Origin of the sequence: Lactobacillus sp. ESL0785 (assembly GCF_029395455.1) — a bacterium.
In the GTDB taxonomy this organism is placed as follows: domain Bacteria; phylum Bacillota; class Bacilli; order Lactobacillales; family Lactobacillaceae; genus Lactobacillus.
This window is the reverse complement of the sequence record NZ_CP113916.1, coordinates 1230127-1243197: the sequence shown is the minus strand read 5'-3', so window position 1 is coordinate 1243197 and position 13071 is coordinate 1230127. Positions and strand designations below refer to the sequence as shown.

13 protein-coding genes are annotated in these 13071 nt (G+C 36.7%); 10 read left to right on the top strand and 3 right to left on the bottom strand.

Annotated elements, in window-relative coordinates; all coding sequences use genetic code 11:
• Positions 1 to 9: 9 nt before the first annotated feature.
• Entirely contained in the window at positions 10 to 1641 is a 1632-nt protein-coding gene (gene groL / locus OZY43_RS05895; protein ID WP_277164137.1) for a chaperonin GroEL, read from the top strand.
• Between the two features lie 62 nt (positions 1642 to 1703).
• Here the strand turns inward: groL and OZY43_RS05890 are convergent, their stop codons facing one another.
• From OZY43_RS05890 to OZY43_RS05880, 3 genes are all read right to left on the bottom strand, one after another.
• Positions 1704 to 2540 carry a helix-turn-helix transcriptional regulator gene (locus OZY43_RS05890; protein ID WP_277164136.1) on the bottom strand — a complete coding sequence of 279 codons (837 nt, stop codon included), beginning with the start codon at positions 2538 to 2540 and terminating at the stop codon, positions 1704 to 1706.
• Positions 2541 to 2817: 277 nt separating this feature from the next.
• Positions 2818 to 3051, bottom strand: a complete 234-nt coding sequence (locus tag OZY43_RS05885) for a hypothetical protein (protein WP_277164135.1) — start codon at positions 3049 to 3051, stop codon at positions 2818 to 2820.
• Positions 3052 to 3271: 220 nt separating this feature from the next.
• Positions 3272 to 3652 (bottom strand): helix-turn-helix transcriptional regulator, encoded by a 381-nt coding sequence (locus OZY43_RS05880; protein ID WP_277166374.1) that lies wholly within the window; start codon positions 3650 to 3652, stop codon positions 3272 to 3274.
• Positions 3653 to 3847: 195 nt separating this feature from the next.
• Between OZY43_RS05880 and OZY43_RS05875 the strand changes: the two genes are divergently transcribed.
• The 9 genes from OZY43_RS05875 to yajC all read left to right on the top strand — a co-directional run bounded on the left by OZY43_RS05875 (position 3848) and on the right by yajC (position 13065).
• Positions 3848 to 4666 (top strand): hypothetical protein, encoded by an 819-nt coding sequence (locus OZY43_RS05875; RefSeq protein ID WP_277164134.1) that lies wholly within the window; start codon positions 3848 to 3850, stop codon positions 4664 to 4666.
• A gap of 2 nt (positions 4667 to 4668) precedes the next feature.
• Positions 4669 to 5253, top strand: coding sequence for a hypothetical protein (locus OZY43_RS05870; RefSeq protein WP_277164133.1), 585 nt, complete (start codon positions 4669 to 4671; stop codon positions 5251 to 5253).
• Positions 5254 to 5267: 14 nt separating this feature from the next.
• Positions 5268 to 5867 carry an ABC transporter ATP-binding protein gene (locus OZY43_RS05865; protein ID WP_277164132.1) on the top strand — a complete coding sequence of 200 codons (600 nt, stop codon included), beginning with the start codon at positions 5268 to 5270 and terminating at the stop codon, positions 5865 to 5867.
• Positions 5860 to 6354, top strand: coding sequence for a hypothetical protein (locus tag OZY43_RS05860; protein ID WP_277164131.1), 495 nt, complete (start codon positions 5860 to 5862; stop codon positions 6352 to 6354). Before OZY43_RS05865 ends, OZY43_RS05860 begins: the two co-directional genes overlap by 8 nt.
• Positions 6355 to 6467: 113 nt before the next feature.
• A complete protein-coding gene (gene mutS, locus OZY43_RS05855) occupies positions 6468 to 9044 on the top strand; it encodes a DNA mismatch repair protein MutS (protein WP_277166372.1) in 2577 nt (858 codons plus the stop codon).
• 2 nt (positions 9045 to 9046) lie between these two features.
• Positions 9047 to 10924 carry a DNA mismatch repair endonuclease MutL gene (mutL, locus tag OZY43_RS05850; protein WP_277164130.1) on the top strand — a complete coding sequence of 626 codons (1878 nt, stop codon included), beginning with the start codon at positions 9047 to 9049 and terminating at the stop codon, positions 10922 to 10924.
• Between the two features lie 3 nt (positions 10925 to 10927).
• Positions 10928 to 11512, top strand: a complete 585-nt coding sequence (ruvA, locus tag OZY43_RS05845) for a Holliday junction branch migration protein RuvA (RefSeq protein WP_277164129.1) — start codon at positions 10928 to 10930, stop codon at positions 11510 to 11512.
• Positions 11513 to 11533: 21 nt separating this feature from the next.
• Positions 11534 to 12571 (top strand): Holliday junction branch migration DNA helicase RuvB, encoded by a 1038-nt coding sequence (ruvB, locus tag OZY43_RS05840; RefSeq protein WP_277164128.1) that lies wholly within the window; start codon positions 11534 to 11536, stop codon positions 12569 to 12571.
• A 68-nt stretch (positions 12572 to 12639) separates the two neighbouring features.
• Positions 12640 to 13065 (top strand): preprotein translocase subunit YajC, encoded by a 426-nt coding sequence (gene yajC, locus OZY43_RS05835; RefSeq protein ID WP_277164127.1) that lies wholly within the window; start codon positions 12640 to 12642, stop codon positions 13063 to 13065.
• Positions 13066 to 13071 lie beyond the last annotated feature (6 nt).

The window sequence follows — 13071 nt, the reverse complement described above, 5'->3', positions numbered from 1 at the left end:
CGAATGAAAATGGCAAAAGATATTAGATTCTCAGAAAATGCAAGACGTTCCCTCTTAAAGGGTGTTGATAAGTTAGCTGATACTGTTAAGACGACCATTGGTCCTAAGGGACGCAACGTTGTTTTGGAACAATCATACGGCAACCCAGAAATCACTAATGATGGTGTTACAATTGCTAAGGCAATTGAATTAAAAGACCACTACGAGAACATGGGTGCTAAGCTAGTTGCTGAAGCTGCACAAAAGACTAATGATATTGCCGGTGATGGGACAACTACTGCAGTTGTTTTAACCCAAGCAATTATTCGTGAAGGGATGAAGAATGTAACTGCTGGTGCTAACCCAGTTGGCGTTCGCCGCGGAATTGAAAAGGCTACTAAGGCCGTAACTGATGAATTGCACAAGATTAGTCATACAGTTTCTTCAAAAGACCAAATTGCCCAAGTTGCTGCCGTTTCAAGTGCTTCTAAAGAAGTTGGTAATTTAATTGCTGACGCCATGGAAAAGGTTGGCAATGACGGTGTTATTACCATTGAAGATTCTCGTGGAATTGAAACTGAATTATCAGTTGTTGAAGGGATGCAATTCGATCGTGGTTACCTGTCACAATACATGGTAACTGACAACGACAAGATGGAAGCTGACCTTGATAATCCATACGTTTTGATTACCGACAAGAAGATTTCTAATATTCAAGATATTTTGCCATTGTTGCAAGAAATTGTACAACAAGGTAAGTCATTATTGATTATTGCTGACGATGTTTCTGGTGAAGCTTTGCCAACACTGGTATTGAACAAGATTCGTGGTACTTTCAATGTTGTTGCTGTTAAGGCTCCTGGCTTTGGTGACAGTCGCAAGGAACAATTGCAAGATATTGCTGCTTTAACTGGTGGTACAGTTATTACTGAAGACTTAGGTCTTGAATTGAAGGACACAAAGATTGAACAATTAGGTCAAGCTCGCCGCATTACTATTACCAAGGACTCAACTACAATTGTTGATGGTGCTGGTTCTGATGCTGCTATTAAGGATCGTGAAGATTCAATTAGAAAGCAAATTGAAGAAACTACTTCTGACTTCGACAAGAAGAAGTTGCAAGAACGTTTGGCTAAATTAACTGGTGGTGTTGCAGTTATCCACGTTGGTGCTGCTACTGAAACTGAATTGAAGGAACGTCGTTACCGCATTGAAGATGCCTTGAACTCAACTCGTGCTGCTGTTGATGAAGGTTATGTTGCCGGTGGTGGTACTGCCTTAGTTGATGTTGAATCAGCTGTTAAAGACCTTAAAGGTGATACTGCTGATGAACAGACTGGTATCAACATTGTCTTACGTGCTTTGAGTGCACCAGTTCGCCAAATTGCTGAAAACGCTGGTGAAGATGGTTCAGTTATCTTGAATGAACTTGAAAAGCAAGACAACGAAGTTGGTTACAACGCTGCTAATGGCGAGTGGGAAAACATGGTTGAATCAGGAATTATTGACCCAACCAAGGTTACAAGAACTGCTTTACAAAACGCTGCTTCAATCGCTGCATTGCTTTTAACCACTGAAGCTGTTGTTGCAGAAATTCCAGAAGACAAGCCTGCTGCTGATCCAAACGCAGCTGCTGGTGCCGGTGCTCCCGGAATGATGTAATTAAAAGATAAATAATAATTAAAAAAGTCGCTCGTTTGAGCGGCTTTTTTGTGTGGTGAAGATTAGTTGAAAAGGTAAGAGAACTGTTTGATTTGCTGCTGTAATAATTGTGCTAAGTTGACGGCACCAATTTCATTTAGTAAGTTGGCATAATAAACTGCTTGTTGTTGGTCTTGATTACAAATAGCTAATTCAGATTTACATAGAAGTAACTTATCATACTGATTGTTACTTTGTGCTAATTCGGCAGCTTGAGTTAGAGATTTTTCAGCGGCACTGAAATCATGTTGTTCTAGCAATAAGCTAGCCTGATTAATTAAGACGTTACATTTTAAAGCAATTAAAAAAGGATAGTAATTGTCAATTGTATTAAGAATTTTAGTAATAATTTGTTGGTTAGTATCATCATCAAAGGCATAGGCAATCATGTTCAACAGAGCAAGATCAATTATTGTTAATACTTTAATGTTAGCTAAATGATCATACCAAATAGGCTGAACTAGCTTTTTTGCTTGCTTTAAGCCGTTAGAGGTGCCTAGCAATAATTGGCCTTGTAATATTTTTTTAATGCGCTTAATGTCGATATCATCTATGATACTATCACATTGTTTGATAAGTAAATTTATCTTTTTGGTTTCAGTATTAAATTCAATATTGAAAAATTGGTATAAAATTTGATCTTTTTTGGAAGCTGAATAATCATGCTGGATATATTCAAACTCTTTAGGAGTGAGACTTAAACGAGAAATTAATTGATTGGCAACTTGTTGAGAAGGATAAGCACTACTACTTTCGATTCTTGATAAGCGACTGCGATTGAAAATACCAGCAGCTAACTCCTCTTGACTAATAGAACGGGAAACACGTAATTGATGAATTGTTTGACCAAAATCTGACATTTGAAACACCTCTTTAAGTAAATTCTACATTATATAGAGATAATTTTGCAGTGTAAAATTTAATTGTGCGGAAAACGCACAGAAATTGTTTTTAGAAAGCGCTATGATAATTACAAGAACATTTGATAAGGAGACCCTTATCAAATGTTCTGCTGATATTATTTTTAAGTTAAAAGAGTAGATTATAGAATAAAGTTAGACACTTTAGTTTCAGTGATTAGTATTGCGCTGCATCTTTGGCAATAAAATTATTTTTATATCAATTTCCCGTTGAAAGTTAATTAAAGAGGTAGTCAAATTCTTGAATTTCTGAATTAAGTGCATTGGCGGTACTATCCGCTTCTATTGAGATTAATAAATTTTTGAAAGCTAGAGCTTTAGCTTTGTTCTTATTGCAAATTTCTATTCGACCTTTTATGAATAATAATTCATCATATCTGTTTAATTTTTTAATTGATGTTAGTGAATTCTTGAAAATCAAAATAGCAGATTTTAATTTTTCTTGTTTCATTCGTAGGTATCCCTTATTAAGTAAAAAACTAATTTTTAAAGTTTGCATAAAAGGATATTTTAACTCAATTGTTTTAACAGCCTGAGATATTATCGTTTCAACTGTTTCACCATCTAAAACGAAAAATATCATATTTAAAATTTGTAAATCCGTTATAGTCCAGATAGATTTTTTTGAAAGATAATCGTACCAAATCGGTGCAATTAAGCTTTGAGCTTGTTCAAACCCATTTTCTTCCCCCCAAAATTTGCATTGCTTGCAAAATAGTGATAATTCGTTGTATTTCTATATCTTCTTTAAAATTGCTGCATTTAGATAAAAGTATATTTATTTGTTGCTGATCCGTATTGTAGTGCAGCTTAAAAAACTCATACATTAATTTTGCTTTTGCGTTACAAGAATATTCATTTCTAATATATTCAAATTCATCGGCACTAATTCCAAGTTTAGAAATTAACAGGTGAAAGTTAGTATATGAAGGTTCTAGCAAGTTATGCTCAATTTTAGATAAATTTCCTCTGTCTAAAATATTCATTGCCAATTCTTTTTGTGTCATGTTTTGTGAAGTACGTAAAATTCGTATTACATCGCCTAATTGCATCACTTTGTTACTTTCCTTAATGTATATGTGTAATTTTTACACTTTTTTAATAAACGTGCTTTTTATGATGATATTATAAAACTGAATCAAGTGTCAAATTGTTGAGAGCTCGAATTGATATATGACACTGTTTGAAAGAAAGGATCTAATTTACATGTTTACAATTTTTTGGTTTTAAAAAAGAAAGAGAAGAATATGACTCTTAAAAGAACAAAGAAATATATTATTTTAATAATTGCTTTATTTTTTTTGCTAATCACGTGGCATGTATTTTCAGCGATTAAAGATAATCAAGGAATCCTTATTAAAGGTAATATTTCGGTACACTTATTTTTTACTATGCAGTCTGGTGGTGGAAATGATGGTATAATGGTTGATTTGATAATGATGCTTGTATTTTCAATTATTGGCAGTGGTATTTTTGTTTATTTGAAAAATAGTAATATATTTTCTGGTGTTCAACAACGTGTTGGTTATCGACAATTTTTAAAAAAAGGAATAATTAATACCTTTTTAAGTGGTATGGGTCTGTCACTGATAACAAATCTGTATGAGATGCTTTTAATAAATTGGTTCTACTTTCCTTTTGTCTATAATTTTCATGATACTAACTTGAGTGAGGGAATGCGTCCGGGCTATTTTACAACTAATGATTTAACAGAAATCCTTTTGTTTATCATACTTGCTGCTATTGGTTGGGGAATATTTTCTGTTCTAGTTTTTAGTGTAGGTCTTTTCGTACAAAAAAATGCTCTTTATATTAGTATTGGACCAATTTTGGGATTGATTTTAATTTTGTTGCCAATCTTGGGAAATATGAATAATCTTGTTTGGCGGACATTTTCCTTTTCATGGTTTTTATATACTTTGGTTGCTCCAGGACAATATACTTTTATGAGTCAAAGACCACCAATTAATTCATTAGTGGCATTTATACTCGCAGGAGTGATTTACTTAGTAGTTGCACTATTAATAATTAATCTCTGGTATCGAAGAAAGCTGCGTGAAGGTTAACGATGTTAGTTAAAAAGGTAAGCCAGCGTATCTGGTTAATTGGGATAATAATTGCATTGCTAGGCTTGTGGGGTGGCTGGTATCTGATTATTAATAGTCCAGCTGAAACTATGGAATTACCTAACGCGTATATTGATTCAAATCTAGTGTCATTATATTTACAACCAGTGATTTTGGCATTAATGTACACTCAAATACTGCGCTTTCGTAATGTCCGTTTGTTAGTCGGTGTTCGTGGTCAAACTAATCAGATGACTAAGAGATTACTGATATTAGTAACAATGTATTGCTTAGTCTTCTGTTTAGGCCTAATTGTGCCATACCTGTTTACCAGTTTTCCCTTATTTCGTAATGGTAATTCAATTTTAGGAACAATGATTTTGGTGTTACATGTTGGCATATTGCTATTTTTAGCTTGGGTTTTAGTTGGTGCTTATAATTTGAAGCATCCATACTTGTTATTATTGATCATATTTATTTTGGAAATGGCATATCATTTTTATTTTGAAAAACAAATTTTGATTAAATATAGTCCTTTATATGATCCTCTGTATCGGGCAGTGCATCATATTTATGGCGGATATTAAAGGGGAGACTTATCATGTTGCAATTGACTCATATTAAGAAATCTTTTAAGAATAAGCAGGTTTTGCAAGATGTAACAATGACAGCTGAAGCTGGTGAATTAGTACATATTTCAGGGATCAATGGTTCAGGGAAATCAACAATTTTTAAAATTATTACCGGCTTATTAAAGCCTGACAGCGGCAGTGTTACAATTGGCAAGGATGATTTGATTGGTGCATTAATTGAAAATCCGGAATTTTTGGAATATGAATCCGCAATGACTAACTTACATTTCTTGGCTAACTTGAATCATCGCTTTAATGAAGAAAAAGTTAGGGCTTTACTGCAATATTTTGAACTTGATCCTGATGATCAGCAGGCGATTGCCAAATATTCTGTTGGTATGCGGCAAAAAGTAGGAATTATTCAAGCAGTAATGGAGGGACAAAATATTATTTTGCTTGATGAGCCAACTAGAGGGATTGACCAAGATAGTATTGGGCAATTTATAGCTTTACTAGCAAAGCTGAAGCAAGAAAACAAAACGGTAGTCGTGGCTAGTCACGATCAAATTCCAGAGATTAAATACGATCAGTATTTAAAATTAAAAAATGGTGTAATTGTTAATGAATAAGAAATTTGTCTTTTATATTTATGCGGCTGCGACAAGTTTATTGATTATTTTGGCACGTGAGAATTGGACATTATATTTATCGGCTAAGAAACTATGGCAACTTAATTTTGCTTGGTTACCTAGGCCATTTATTTTTTCGCTACTATCAGCCAATATGCTATTTTTTGATTGCATGTCTATTTGGCTGCCACGCAGTGATTTTAATTCGCTTAGTAGGTTAATGGTAATACGCCAGCCGAGTTTTAAAAGTCTCGTGATAAATATTGCACCGCGTATTTGGCAATATTTATTAGTATTTATGTTAGTGCATATTTTTGCTTTTAGTAATAGTAATTTAGTTAGTTCATTGATAGTATTAGTAATGATGGTTGTTATTTGGTTAATTTTAATGTTTTGGCCTAATTATCAGCGTGCTCTTAGTATTCAGGGTGCAGTAATTTTTATACTTTTATTAGCAATAAGATTGTTTTTATATCAATTTATTTAAGAAAAAGATCATTAACCAGTGGTCTTTTTTCTTTTGCCCCAAGAGATAGCGTATAATATAACAGTAATAGTAAAGAAGAAGAGGAATAAATGGCAAAAGCAAGTACGACTCCGATGATGGAGCAATATTACGAAATTAAAAAGCAATATCCCGATGCCTTCCTTTTTTATCGTGTCGGTGATTTTTATGAATTATTTGAAGATGATGCTGTCAAAGGTGCGCAGATTCTAGAATTAACTTTAACACACCGCTCTAATAAGAGTGCTAACCCCATTCCAATGGCGGGTGTACCTCACGTTGCCGTTGATTCGTATGTTGATACACTAGTGGAAAAGGGCTACAAAGTTGCACTGTGTGAGCAATTAGAAAATCCTAAAGAAGCTAAAGGCATGGTTAAGCGTGGGATTATCCAATTAGTGACGCCGGGAACAAGACTAAGCGATAAGCCGAGTGAAGCCAAGGATGCAAATTATCTAACATCAGTTGTGACGACTAAGAGTGGTTTTGGGTTGGCATACAGTGATGTCTCAACTGGTGAAATTTTTGCGACGCACTTAAAAACATTTGCGGCAGTTGCTAACGAGTTATTGTCATTACGAACACGCGAAGTTGTCTATAATGGGCATTTAAGTAGTGATGATACTGAGTTTTTTAATAAAGCTAATATTACCATTTCTAAACCAGTTGAACTCACTAAAAAGCATGCTGAGATTTCATTTGCTCAACAACAATTAACTAATAGTGCTGAGAAGGCTGCTGTTAAGCAGTTAGTCAGTTATTTATTGACAACGCAGAAGCGCAGTCTGGCACATTTGCAAGTTGCACAAAGTTATGAAGTAAACCAATATTTGCAAATGTCGCATACAGTGCAGAACAATTTAGAATTAATTTCTTCTGCTAAAACGGGCAAAAAAATGGGTTCGCTTTTCTGGGTGCTTGATAAAACGCATACAGCGATGGGCGGTCGATTGCTTAAACAGTGGTTGGCACGGCCATTGCTTGCAGTTGACAAGTTACAAGAGCGACAAGAAATGGTACAGTCATTATTGGATGGCTACTTTACTCGGGAAAATGTGATTGATGCTTTAAAGGGTGTTTATGACTTAGAGCGTCTGACAGGACGGATTGCTTTTGGCAATGTCAATGCTCGTGAATTATTGCAATTATCGCATTCACTTGCAGCGGTTCCCACAATTCTAGCGGAATTACAAAAATCTGATAGTGAAATCTTGCAGCACTTTGCGCAAGCAATCGATCCGTTAAAGGGTGTTGCCAAATTAATTGCAACTACCATTGTTGATCAGCCACCGATTGTAACTACAGATGGCGGCTTGATTCGAGACGGCGTTGACAGTCAACTTGATCGTTATCGCGACGCGATGAATAACGGCAAAAAATGGTTAGCAGAAATGGAAGTTTCTGAGCGGCAAAAGACGGGCATCGATAACCTGAAAGTAGGTTATAACAAGGTGTTTGGCTATTATCTTCAGGTAACTAATTCTAATAAGAGTAAGGTGCCACAAGACCGTTATATGCGTAAGCAAACATTGACGAATGCTGAACGTTATATTACGCCGGAATTAAAAGAACACGAAAATTTAATTTTAGAAGCACAAACAAAGTCAACAGATTTGGAATATGACTTGTTTGTTAAATTACGTGAAGAAGTTAAAAAATACATTTCTGCTTTGCAAAAGTTAGCAGGACAGTTAGCTAGTTTGGATGTTTTCTGTTCGTTTGCTCAAGTGGCAGAAGAAAATAATTATTGTCGACCACATTTTCATACCGACAATCAGGACGTGAAGGTAGTTGCTGGGCGTCACCCAGTAGTTGAAAAAGTAATGCAGGCTGGAGCCTATATTCCTAATGATGTTAAGCTTGATGAAGCTACCAATATTTTCTTAATTACAGGGCCAAATATGTCTGGTAAAAGTACTTATATGCGGCAGATGGCTTTAATTGCAGTTATGGCACAAGTGGGTTCATTTGTGCCAGCAGAAAGTGCTGACTTACCAATTTTTGACCAGATTTTTACGCGGATTGGTGCTGCAGATGACCTAATTTCAGGTCAAAGTACTTTTATGGTAGAAATGACAGAGGCTAATGCTGCTCTGCAAGCGGCAACTAAGCGCAGCCTAGTCTTGTTTGATGAAATTGGTCGCGGCACGGCAACATATGATGGTATGGCTCTGGCTGGTGCAATTGTGCAATATTTACATGATGAAGTTGGCGCAAAAGTCTTATTTGCAACACACTTTCATGAATTAACAGCGCTGGAACAAACGCTGCCACATTTAAAAAATATTCATGTGGGAGCAACTGAAGAAAATGGGAAACTGATTTTCTTACATAAAATTTTACCAGGACCAGCTGATCAAAGTTATGGGATTCATGTAGCACAACTTGCTGGTCTACCACGTAAAGTATTGCGGCAGGCGACTAAACTCTTGCAACGGCTAGAGGCACAAGGCAGTAATCTGGGTCCAACTTCTATGCAACTTGACTTGTTTAGCAGTAATTCGGCTAGTGAAGAAACAGAAAATTTAGTAGAATCTGACGTAACTCCTGTTACTGATAAAGAAAAAGATATTTTGGATGAAATTGCTAATCTTTATTTAGCGGATCAAACACCATTGCAGGTAATGCAGTTGGTTGAAAATTGGCAGGAAGATTTAAAGGATAAAAATTAGGTATGGCGCAAATTCATGAATTAACGGAAAATTTAGCTAACCAAATTGCAGCCGGAGAGGTAATCGAACGGCCAGCAAGTGTCGTTAAGGAATTGGTAGAAAACGCCATTGATGCTGGTAGTAGTCGGATTCGAATTGACTTTGTTAATGCAGGATTAAAAGAAATTGTCGTACAGGATAATGGTACAGGAATTGCTGGTGATCAAATTGATCTGGCTTTTACGCGGCACGCAACAAGCAAAATTACCAGTGAGCACGACTTGTTTAATGTTGGTACTTTGGGTTTTCGCGGTGAGGCTTTGGCTTCGATTGCGGCTGTTAGTCATGTGGAAATTTTATCTAATGTTGCGGGAGCTGTTGGTCAGCGGGCAGAGTTTAACGGTGGCGTGAAGGTACTGCAGGAAGATGCTGCTGCTAAAAAAGGCACTCAAATTACAGTTAAAGATTTATTTTATAATACTCCGGCCCGGCTGAAGTATTTACGTAGTCCACGTACCGAAATTATGAAAATTGTAGATATTGTGAACCGGATTGCTTTGGGCTATCCACAATTGGCTCTAACACTAACCAATGAAGGACGAATTTTGTTACGGACAGCTGGTAATGGTAATTTACAGCAGACAGTTTCCAGTGTTTATGGTCGGCATATTGCAGAAAAAATGCTGCCATTTGAAAGTAACAATAGTGATTTTACAGTTAATGGTTTGCTGTCTAAACCAGAGTTAACTCGGTCGACACGCAATTTTATTTCGATTTTGCTGAATGGCCGGTATATTCGTAATTTCAAATTGGCCGCAGCGGTTATGGCTGGTTACGGTACTCATTTAGCTGCAAAACATTATCCGATTGTTGTAGTAAAAATTGAAGTTGATCCTTTGCTTGTCGATGTTAATGTGCATCCCACTAAGCAGGAAGTTCGCTTGTCGAAAGAACAAGATCTTAGTCGTTTGGTAACTAATGCAATCAGTAATGCACTCTTATCAGCAAATGAAGTTAGTGCGCTTGACAATTTGGCTGCAACTAAACAGGATACGTTAGTTGATCAACTTAAGTTCAATTTAAATAAAAATGTGGTCGATACGAAGCGTTCTACAAGTATTAATGAAGTGCATGAAAGCAAACCTGCTGCCATTGTTATTCCCAAGCACGGGCAATATGTTGATTTAACTGTGCCGCGTGAAGATGATCGCTACCTTATTACTAAAACTTGGCTTAAAAATGTGCATGAGCAGTGTCATTTAACGCCTTTTGGTCACCAGCAACTTGATGCCACGGTTGTATCAACTGGGGATGAAGTTTTGGCTAATCAATTGCCGGAACTGCGTTTTATTGGTCAAACTAAAACTTACATAATTGCGGCTGATGGTGAAGATTTATATTTAGTTGATCAGTTGGCTGCTCGTCGTCTGTTACGTTTTACGGCGATAGTCCAGATAATTACTGAACAAAAAATTACGCAACAAGGCTTGCTGACGCCATTAACATTGTCATTTGGTAATTTAGATTTTATGCAAATTAAAAATCATTTGTCACAAATTAACAAAATTGGTTTATTCTTAGAAGAATTTGGGCAAGAGACATTTATTTTGCGTTCTTATCCAACCTGGATTAAGGGTGATCCGGAAGTAGCAATTCGTAATATTTTGGATAGTTTCTTAAATATTGACCAAACAGCTTCTGCTAGCTGGATTAACCGAATTGCAGCTCAGCAAGCACAAAAAGAGGTTTCAGGTCGAATTAAACTGACTGCTGCTGAAGCTGGAACAGTTTTGACTAAGTTGCGGCAGGTTAATGATCCTTATCATGATGCAATGGGAAATTTGGTACTTGTGCGTTTGCGGGAAAATGAATTAAATAAAATGTTTAAAAAGGATAGATAATTAATGTATGAATATTTAAAAGGTATAATTACTGAAATTATGCCTGATTATATTGTGCTTGATGTTGGTGGGGTCGGCTATAAAATTTTCAGCCCCACTCCGTTTGCTTATCAAGAAGGGCAACCAGCTACGGTGTATCTTGAGCAGGTTGTCCGTGATACTGGGATTACCCTGTATGGCTTTCAAAGTGCAGATGACAAAGGTTTGTTTTTGAAGCTGCTTAGCGTCAGTGGGATTGGTCCCAAGTCTGCGTTGGCAATCATGGCGGCAGAAGATAGTAATTCTTTAGCTGAAGCTATTGAGCAGGGAGAAGTTAAGTATTTGACGCGGTTCCCTGGTGTTGGTAAAAAGACGGCCTCACAGATTGTATTAGATTTGAAAGGCAAATTGGGTGATTTTGTTCAACGCGTTGATCAAATCAATGATATGAAGATTTCACCTGAATTAAATGATGCCTTACTAGCATTGCTGGCTTTGGGTTATACCAAAAAAGAGGTTGACCGAATAACACCAAAATTGGCGGCTGCGTCTCAGACAACAGCGGACCAGTATATTAAGCAGGGATTGGCGCTTCTCCTAAAGAAGTAATTCTTGTTATAATAGAGAGTAATGAATAAAAAGGAAGTGAAACTGGTGGCAGATAAAGAAGATTCGGTTGTTTCTGGTGAGAGTCAGGGACAAAGTGAAGAACAGGCAGAATTTTCGCTTAGACCGCAGCGGTTAGCTGATTATTTGGGTCAAGAGCGGGTAAAAAAAGATATGACGGTTTATATTAAAGCTGCTAAGCAGCGTGATGAAGCCCTTGACCATGTTTTGTTATATGGGCCGCCAGGACTAGGTAAGACGACCTTAGCTTTTGTAATTGCTAATGAACTTGGTGTGCATTTGAAGAGTACAAGTGGTCCAGCAATTGAAAAAGCGGGTGATTTGGTTGCTTTGTTAACGGATCTTGATCCCGGAGATGTTTTATTTATTGATGAAATTCATCGTTTAGCTAAACCGATTGAAGAAGTTCTTTACTCGGCAATGGAGGATTATTATATTGATATCGTGATTGGCGAAGGGCAGACAACGCATGCGGTTCACGTACCACTACCACCATTTACTCTAGTAGGGGCAACAACTTTGGCAGGTCAGTTATCAGCACCATTGCGGGATCGTTTTGGTATTGTTGAACATTTACAATATTATCAAATTGCTGAATTGGAAAAAATTATTCAACGATCAAGTAATGTTTTTAATATTAAAATTACCCCAGAAGCAGCTCATGAACTAGCACGTAGATCTCGAGGAACGCCGCGAGTTGCTAATCGCTTGCTCAGACGAGTACGGGATTTTGCAGAAGTTAAGGGTGAAAAAGTAATTTCTTTTGCAACAACGACGAGATCGCTCGAACAATTACAGGTTGATAATGAAGGATTAGATCAGACGGATCGCAAAATTCTGCGGGTCATGATTGAAAATTATCATGGCGGTCCAGTTGGGATACGAACTCTAGCAGCTAATAGTGGTGAAGATGTGGAAACTATTGAATCGCTTTATGAACCATATTTACTGCAACGTGGTTTTATTTTAATGACGCCGCGTGGGCGCATGGTAACAGAAAAAGCCTATTTGCAACTAGGATTACCAATTCCTGGGCAGTAGTGCAAATGTAATTGATTTTATGTATAATTAGATAGTTAAGATTTTTTAGAATTTAATGAGGTGTAGAAGTGAATACTTTATTTTTAGCAGCTACTGGTGGTAACAGTATGTGGATGATCATTTTATTGGTAATTATGTTTGCTCTGATGTACTTTACAATGATTAAGCCACAGAAAAAGCAACAACAGAAGAAAATGGAAATGATGAACCAATTGAAGAAAGGCGACAGCGTTATTTTAATTGACGGGTTGCATGCGAAGATCGATTCGGTTAATACTAAAGATAAGACAGTTGTGGTTGATGCTGATGGTATTTACCTAACTTTTAGTCGGATGGCGGTTCAACAAATTTTGCCAGCTGTCGAAGCTGATACTACTGATAAGGCTGCTGAGGATGATAATGAACCTGCAAAGGAAGAAAAAGTAACAGCACCTGCTGATAAGCCTGCTGAAAATACACCGGCTAAGTCAGACGATGATTCTACCGAAGAATAAAAATAT

Excerpts from the sequence above, each read along its gene's own strand:
- groL (WP_277164137.1), top strand. The coding sequence starts at position 10 with ATGGCAAAAGATATTAGATTCTCAGAAAATGCAAGACGTTCCCTCTTA.
- OZY43_RS05890 (WP_277164136.1), bottom strand. The coding sequence starts at position 2,540 with ATGTCAGATTTTGGTCAAACAATTCATCAATTACGTGTTTCCCGTTCT.
- OZY43_RS05885 (WP_277164135.1), bottom strand. The coding sequence starts at position 3,051 with ATGAAACAAGAAAAATTAAAATCTGCTATTTTGATTTTCAAGAATTCA.
- OZY43_RS05880 (WP_277166374.1), bottom strand. The coding sequence starts at position 3,652 with ATGCAATTAGGCGATGTAATACGAATTTTACGTACTTCACAAAACATG.
- OZY43_RS05875 (WP_277164134.1), top strand. The coding sequence starts at position 3,848 with ATGACTCTTAAAAGAACAAAGAAATATATTATTTTAATAATTGCTTTA.
- OZY43_RS05870 (WP_277164133.1), top strand. The coding sequence starts at position 4,669 with ATGTTAGTTAAAAAGGTAAGCCAGCGTATCTGGTTAATTGGGATAATA.
- OZY43_RS05865 (WP_277164132.1), top strand. The coding sequence starts at position 5,268 with ATGTTGCAATTGACTCATATTAAGAAATCTTTTAAGAATAAGCAGGTT.
- OZY43_RS05860 (WP_277164131.1), top strand. The coding sequence starts at position 5,860 with ATGAATAAGAAATTTGTCTTTTATATTTATGCGGCTGCGACAAGTTTA.
- mutS (WP_277166372.1), top strand. The coding sequence starts at position 6,468 with ATGATGGAGCAATATTACGAAATTAAAAAGCAATATCCCGATGCCTTC.
- mutL (WP_277164130.1), top strand. The coding sequence starts at position 9,047 with ATGGCGCAAATTCATGAATTAACGGAAAATTTAGCTAACCAAATTGCA.
- ruvA (WP_277164129.1), top strand. The coding sequence starts at position 10,928 with ATGTATGAATATTTAAAAGGTATAATTACTGAAATTATGCCTGATTAT.
- ruvB (WP_277164128.1), top strand. The coding sequence starts at position 11,534 with ATGAATAAAAAGGAAGTGAAACTGGTGGCAGATAAAGAAGATTCGGTT.